This window comes from Bradyrhizobium sp. (assembly GCF_035701725.1).
Classification (GTDB): Bacteria; Pseudomonadota; Alphaproteobacteria; order Rhizobiales; family Xanthobacteraceae; genus Bradyrhizobium.
Genome location: NZ_DASSRP010000405.1, coordinates 1 through 7271, shown reverse-complemented (window position 1 = coordinate 7271; position 7271 = coordinate 1). Strand labels below are relative to the sequence as shown.

The window sequence follows — 7271 nt, the reverse complement described above, 5'->3', positions numbered from 1 at the left end:
TTACGACGATTGCGTTTGGGGCTGTCGTATTTCGAAGCGCCGGCCTCGCTGAGGGCGATCGCGATCGCCTGACGGCGATTTTTCACCTTGCCGGCCTTTCCGCCGCGTCCGCTTTTCAATTCGCCGTGCTTGAACTCATGCATCACACGGCCGGTGATGCGCTTCTGTCGAGATGATTCCGCCATGACGGCTCTCCTGTTTATGGCTCCAACGAGGGACCGCAACTGGAGTTCCCCACAAATGGAAGAAGCCGCCTCGCGGCGGCCTCCTGGTTTCGAGGCCGGCGAGACGGCCTACTGTGCTCTCGCCTTCGGTCGCGCTTCAGGCTCTGCCGGAGAAGACGTCCTTTCGAACCAGCGCGTGGACGCCCCAATTGCCGTCGACGACTTGCGTCACGCCGAAGTCGACGCCGATCGACATCAACGAAATCGCCTCGTCCTCGGTCAAACCCTTCGTGGTCATCAGGAAGTGGCGCATCTTGCGGAACGCATCGCGCATCGCAAGGTCGACCGACGATTTACTGTAGATCGCCGATTGCGCATCCGGTCCCAGTTCCTTGAGGTAGTTGGCGAACGAGAAGCCGTGCACCAGCCACTCGGTCTGGGTTTCCAGCAGCGGATAGTTCAGCTGCTCCAGCGGCGTCCCGCCAAGGTCGGCCTTCTTGTGCACGATGAGCTGGAACGTGCCGGTCATCGAACATTCGATCGCGGTGCCGCACAATTCGCTGTCGCCTTGCGAGGCGTGCGGATCGCCGGCCGACAGCAATCCGCCTTCGACCGATACCGGATAGTACATGGTCGCGCCCTTGCCGATCCGCCAGTTGTCGATGTTGCCGCCGGTATAGCTCGGCGGAATCGTGTCGACGAAATCGGCTTCCGACGGCGCGAGGCCGAGGGTGCCGAAGTGCGGGCGGATCGGCAACCGCACGCCTTTGAGGACATCGAAATTCCGCTTGGTCTTGGCGTGATCGACGGGAACGCCGGGATAGTCGATCGTGGCATGGGTGACGCCGAAAGGATCGGTCTGCGGCACCCACTGGAAATTATAGACCGCTTCCGCCCAGCTTTTGCCGGCCGCGGTTTCGAGCTGGTAGATCGTCACGACCTCCCGCTTCACGCCGCCGAGCAGATCGTTGTACTGGAAGCCCCAGTTGGCCGCGGCGTTCGAGCCGAAGGATTTTCCCTTGAACTGCGGATTGGCGCAGGCGCGCGGCACGCAGTCGAGAATTCGCACCTCAAGAATGTCACCGGGCTCGGCGCCGCGCACGAACACCGGCCCCGTCATGATGTGGACGCCTTGCCCCTCGCCGGAGCCCTTCTTGTAGAGCTTCGGATCCGTCGGGCCCGCGCCGCGGCGATCGACGCCCTTTTTGTCTTTGGTCCAGAGGTAGACGCTCTCGGCGCCCGGATCGCCGTTGACCATGCGCTCGACATCGTCGCCGGCATGATGGGTCAGCGTTTCGATCGTCACGATATCACCGCTGTTCACTTCGACCCGCGGCTTCAACGTCTTGGAAAAATAGCCCCAGTGAACCGTGTCGGAATTGGCGGGCAAGTGGTGATAGGCGCGCTCGGTGGGCTGCCGCGCGGCCGAAGCTTGCGCAAGCGCCGGCGTCACCACGGACAGGCCGCCGACCGCGCCGAGCGCCGCGGCACCGCCGCCGGCGAAAACGCCCGAGCGCAACAGGCTACGGCGTTCAACGTCGAGCCCTTCCTTGAACTTCTCATAATGCAGCTTGAAATGCGGGCAATTGAGATCGTCACCTCTACACATTGCTAAATCCCTCCCTGTCGGCCCTACGGCGGCGAGCGATCTTCGGCGGAGGTTTTGGATTGAACAAGGCCGAGTTTTGAGCGCGCCTGCCTTGTTTGTATGCCCACGGCAAACAAGACAAAAAATTTCTGGTGCGGTCACAAGAGCTTATGTTGGACTGCGGCCGCCACATGGGTGCCAATCGATTTGGCAGCGCCAGATCGACCCAAAATACGATGAATGCGCGGCGAACAGCCCGCCGCCGGCTTTGGGGCGGTCCGGCGATCGCCCGCCTCAAGGCGTCACAACTCAATGGGTTGGCGCCCGAATTAACGCTTTGATAACCGTCATTACTAACGTCGGCTCCACGCTCGCATTGTACCGTGCTGCGGCGGGGAGCGAAGAACACGATGCTGACGCGCAGAAAAAAATCTGTCGGCGAAAAAGACGGGATCGACGACATCGGCCTGACCGACGGCGACCAGCCGCGCCGGCGCAATCCGATTATCTGGCTCGTCATTTGCGGCATTATGCTGGTTGCTGCCATCGCGGTCGGCACCGCGATGATGATTGGCAACTCCCGCGACCATGCGATCGAAAGCAGCAAGCGCGAGCTGGAAAACGCCGTCGTACTGCTTGCCCGTCACTTCGATCAGCAACTGGACGATGCCGAAGTGCCGATCGCCGACATCATCGAGCAGATCCACCAGGATGGCATCGAAACCGCGGACGATTTCAAGCGCCGGATGTCCACCGGCGAAGTCCACTTGAAGCTGGTAGACAAGGTCAGCCGCGCGTCCAGGAAGGTCGCCGGCATGAACATCTATGATGCCGACGGTGTTCTGATCAATTCGTCGGAAACGGCGAGCGTCCCCAGCGTCAGGATCGACGACCGCGCCTATTTCAAGGCGCTCAAGGCCAGCGAGGATGCCACCCAGCCCCAGGTTGAACTGGTGCTGAGCCGCTTCACCGGCGTCTGGAAAACCCTGCTCACACGCAAGGTCGTCGGCAAGGACGGCCAGTTCCTCGGCGTCGTGTCGCGCGCGATCGCGCCGGACAAATTCGAGGAATTCTTTTCGGCGGTCGCGCTCGGAAAAGACGCCACGATCTCCATGCATCATCACGATGGCAAGCTGCTGGCACGCTATCCCCACGTTGAAGCGGTCATCGGCAAGGACTTCAGGGCCGCCTCGACGCCTGAGGCGGCCGCGTTCCTCAAACTTGATCATGGCACCCGACGGCTGATCAGCCCGGTCGACGGTGCGGACCGGCTGGTCTCGATTCAAAGCCTCTCCCGTTTTCCGCTCTCGGTCGTCGCTACGACCACGGTGGCGTCATCTCTCGCGGACTGGCGGGCACAGACCAAATTCCTGGTGGTCGCCGCGGTGCTTTCGGCCATTATCGTCGCAATCACGATTGCATTGATCGTTCGGAGTTTGAATTCGCAGCACCACGCGTCTCAGCAGCAGGTCAGACTGGAAAAACAGCGCCTCGACACCGCGGTCGAAAACATGACGCAGGGTCTGACGCTGTTCGATCGATCCAGACGGCTCGTCGTCTGCAATCAGCGCTACCTAGAAATGTACGGATTGTCGCCCGAGATCGTCAAACCCGGCTGCCATCTGCGCGACCTGATCGCCCATCGCAATGACATCGGATCGATCCGGGTCAAGGTCGACGAATACTGCGAACGTATCGTCGATCACGTTGCACGCGGCGAGAGCGTCACGCTTCGAACCGCAGAAGGACGCACGATTCAGATCGCGCACCGTCCGCTGTCCGACGGCGGCTGGGTCGCCACGCACGAAGATATCACCGAACGTACGCGCCAGGAAAACGCCATCCGGCAACAGGCGAGCGAGCTGTCGCGCATCAACATGCAGTTCGACGCGGCCTTGAGCAACATGGCTCAGGGTCTTTGCATGTTCGACGGCGAAAAACGGCTGGTGGTCTGGAACGAACGTTATGCGTCGCTGTATCAGCTTCCGAGCGAGCTCCTCAAGGTCGGCACGCCTCACCACGCCATCATCGCAGACCGGATCTCGCGCGGGATTCTCAAGGGAGATACCAGCGCCTCGGCGACCCGGAAAAAACTCGCATCGCTCGACCAGCTTCCGAAGGATGCCGCATCATGCCGGGTGGATGAATTCGCCGACGGCCGCTTCATCCTGGTGACGCGGCAACCGATGGAAGACGGCGGCTGGCTGGCGACCCACGAAGACATTACCGAGCGGCGGCGCGCGGAGGCGGAGATCGTGCATCTGGCGCGCCACGACGCGCTGACCGGCCTTGCCAACCGGGCCGAATTCAACGCCAAGCTCGCTGAAGCGTGCAAGCGCTTGAAGCGGCGCGGAGGCGCGATCACCGTCATGATGATCGACCTCGACAAGTTCAAGTCGGTCAATGACACGCTTGGGCATCCGGCCGGCGACCAGCTCCTGATCGAGGTCGGACGGCGCCTGCAGGCCACAGTCCGGGAAACCGACGTCGTGGCGCGGCTGGGTGGTGACGAATTCGCCATCATCCAGGAAGGCGGCGCCAATCAGCACGAGGATGCGATCGCGCTTGCGCTGCGCATGATCAACGCCGTCTCCCAGCCATACGATCTGAACGGCAACCGGGCTACCCTCGGCACCAGTGTCGGTATCGTGCTGGCGCCGGAGCATGAGACCGATCCCGAGGGGTTGCTGAAACGGGCCGACCTTGCGCTCTATGACGCCAAATCCAACGGCCGGAACGACTACCGGTTTTTCCGCAACGAGCTACTTGAAGTGGCCGATACGCAGCGCACCGCGGAGAACGAGCTGCGCAACGCCATCGAGCGGGAAGAGTTCGAGCTGTTCTATCAGCCTGTCGTCGATGCGAAGACGCGCGCGCTGTGCGGCGTCGAGGCCCTGGTGCGATGGCGGCATCCGGTCAAGGGCTTCATTTCACCCGACAAGTTCGTTCCGCTTGCGGAGACCACCGGCCTCATCGGTCCGCTCGGCGAATGGATCTTGCGGCGCGCCTGCGCCGACGCGGCCTCATGGCCCGAGCACGTCAAGCTCGCGGTCAACATCTCGGCTATACAGTTCCAGAAGGGGAACCTGTTCGAGGTGATTTTGCGCACGCTGCTGGAGACCGGCATTGCGCCGGAACGGCTGGAGCTCGAGATCACCGAGACGTCACTGCTGGAAAACCAGGAGGCGCATCTAACCACGATACGCCAGGTCAAGAACCTCGGAATATCGGTGGCGCTCGACGATTTCGGCACTGGCTACTCTTCGGTGAACTACCTGACGAACTTTCCCTTTGACAAGATCAAGATCGACAAGTCGTTCACCCAAGGCGTGCTCGACCGCCGCGATTGCAAGGCGGTCGTGGCCTCGACGCTCGCGCTGGCGCAAGGCCTCGGCACCGTGACGACGGCCGAAGGCGTCGAGACCGAAGAGCAGCTCGAATATATGCGCGCGGCCGGCGTCGACCTGGTGCAGGGCTATCTGTTTGGCCGCCCGGTGCCGATCGCCCAGCTCGACCTCAACCCTTCCCCCGTGCTCAAGGACATGGTGGCGTAACGCCGCTTGGCGCTTGGCGATCGCCGGCGAAGCCGCCTGGCACCTGATTTGCCCGTCGGGCAAATCAGTGACTTGCGTATGGTGCGTGTCCAGTCTCGCGCGCAAAAATATTTCGCTTAAAGCGACGGGCAAATCACGCCTACAGCTTCGCCCGTCTCGCCCGAAAGAGGGGCGTTGGCCATCGTCACGAACGTTGGGCGAGATGCGGTGGACGTTTTCGCCGCCGAAAGACGAGCGGCGTGAAAACGGACGGCGAAGTCGTGTGGTCTTGGCGCCTCGACGCTGGCGCTAACGTCGCGATGATGCTTTCGCATCACGCGGCGGATGGTGACAAGAAAGCCCGATCACCAGAGAGAGCACGAAGCAAGCCGTAAAACCATCGCGCAGGGAAGGCCGGGCCGATCCGGCGGACCTGTGGTGAACTTATCTGCGTGCTTTCCATTTTGCACGCGGAGCTGCGGGTTGCGCTGGCGGCCCGGCTTTCCCTGCACCCTCCCAACCGAGGGTGAACGACAGCATCGATCCGGCCGTTTTGCGGCGCGGGAATGCGCAATCGCGTCCGAAGCATCGCCGGAACACCGTCATCATGCCCGCGATTGTCGCGGGCATCCCGTCTTAGCTCTCTATCGGGGAAACAAAGACGTGGATGGCCGGGTCCCGGCCATGACGAAAATGAGACGCATTCGGGATCGCTTCGTCGCCTCTCGCGCCGCGCAATGACATCCGTTACGCCCTTCACCGCTCCCGCGCGCGGACGTATAATGAGGGAAACAAAAGGATACCCATGATCCACGTCTGTTCGCTCGCCGCCCTTCCCGCAACCGTCAAGGACACCCGCGCCAGCCATGTGCTCACCGTGATGGCCAATGTCGATCAGGTGCAGCGGCCTGTCTCGGTGCTTCCCGCCAATCATCTCAAGGTCCAGATGGACGACATTACCGAAGCCGCCGACGGCTTCATCGTGCCGTCCGAGATCCACATCGAGCAGGTCCTGACCTTCGTGCGCGGCTGGGATCGCAACGCGCCTTTGGTGGTCCATTGCTATGCCGGCATCAGCCGTTCGACCGCGAGCGCCTTTGCCGCGGCCTGCGCGCTCAACCCGCACCGCGACGAGATCGCGATTGCGCGCCAGATTCGCGCGGCCTCCCCGATCGCAGCTCCGAACCGGCTGATCGTCAGCCTGGCCGACAAGGCGCTTGGGCGCGAGGGGCGCATGCTGCGCGCGCTCGACGAAATGGGCCCGGGCAACCTGACGACCGTCGGGCAGCCGTTTCGCATCGACCTCGAATGAATTCACAATGCTACTGGCTGATTTGAACTTTTGCCCGTCAGAACGACACTCAGGTAGAGAATGCGGCGGGCAACCCTGCCGGCTCGTGGAGTGGATTTGACACTCGCTACCCGTCTAGCCACAAGCTCGGAAAGCGAATGTCAAATCCTAAACTCCACTAGAAACGTATATTTTACAGTGGTCCCTTGATTCTAACCTTCGCAAAAGTGCCCGCTGAGAAGCGAAGCGAATGTTAGAATCGGACCACTGAACCGAAGAGCGGGAGAGACGCGTGTCACTGGCCGATGCAACGCAGCGCTCCGAGGCTTCGGCCGGCTCATTGGCCCAGACCTCTTTCGACGCAGAGAATGCGTCCAGCGATCTGCTCGGCCGGCTCGAGCAGGTACCGGCCTCGCGCTGGTTTGTCATTGCCCGCGTAGTGATGGGAAGCGCGACCTTCTTCGACGCCTTCAATGCGCTGTCGATCGCGTTCGTTCTGCCGATCCTGGTGCCGCTTTGGCATATCACGCCGCCGGAAATCGGCATTCTGATCGGCGCGAGCTATGTCGGCCAGATCGTCGGCGCCTTCGCGTTCAGCTGGGGAGCCGAACGCTATGGCCGGATTCCCTGTGCTGCGGCCGCCACCGCCATTTACGCGGTCTTGAGTCTGGCCAGTGCCGCCGCCTGGAGCTTCA

General features: G+C 61.9%; 4 protein-coding genes and 1 pseudogene. 3 read left to right on the top strand and 2 right to left on the bottom strand.

The features are described from left to right. Both VFL62_RS24620 and VFL62_RS24615 read right to left on the bottom strand, forming a co-directional pair. On the bottom strand, positions 1–185 hold a 185-nt coding region (locus VFL62_RS24620; protein WP_325174998.1), incomplete at its 3' end, for a DUF6496 domain-containing protein. A gap of 136 nt (positions 186–321) precedes the next feature. After that, entirely contained in the window at positions 322–1773 is a 1452-nt protein-coding gene (locus tag VFL62_RS24615; RefSeq protein WP_325174997.1) for an acetamidase/formamidase family protein, read from the bottom strand. A gap of 389 nt (positions 1774–2162) precedes the next feature. Here VFL62_RS24615 and VFL62_RS24610 point away from each other — a divergent pair, with 389 nt between their 5' ends. The 3 genes and pseudogenes from VFL62_RS24610 to VFL62_RS24600 all read left to right on the top strand — a co-directional run. Continuing rightward, positions 2163–5306, top strand: a complete 3144-nt coding sequence (locus VFL62_RS24610; RefSeq protein ID WP_325174996.1) for a bifunctional diguanylate cyclase/phosphodiesterase — start codon at positions 2163–2165, stop codon at positions 5304–5306. A 784-nt stretch (positions 5307–6090) separates the two neighbouring features. Then, positions 6091–6597, top strand: a complete 507-nt coding sequence (locus tag VFL62_RS24605; protein WP_325174995.1) for a protein tyrosine phosphatase — start codon at positions 6091–6093, stop codon at positions 6595–6597. 271 nt (positions 6598–6868) lie between these two features. Beyond that, positions 6869–7271, top strand: a pseudogene (locus VFL62_RS24600) (MFS transporter); the annotation flags it as partial.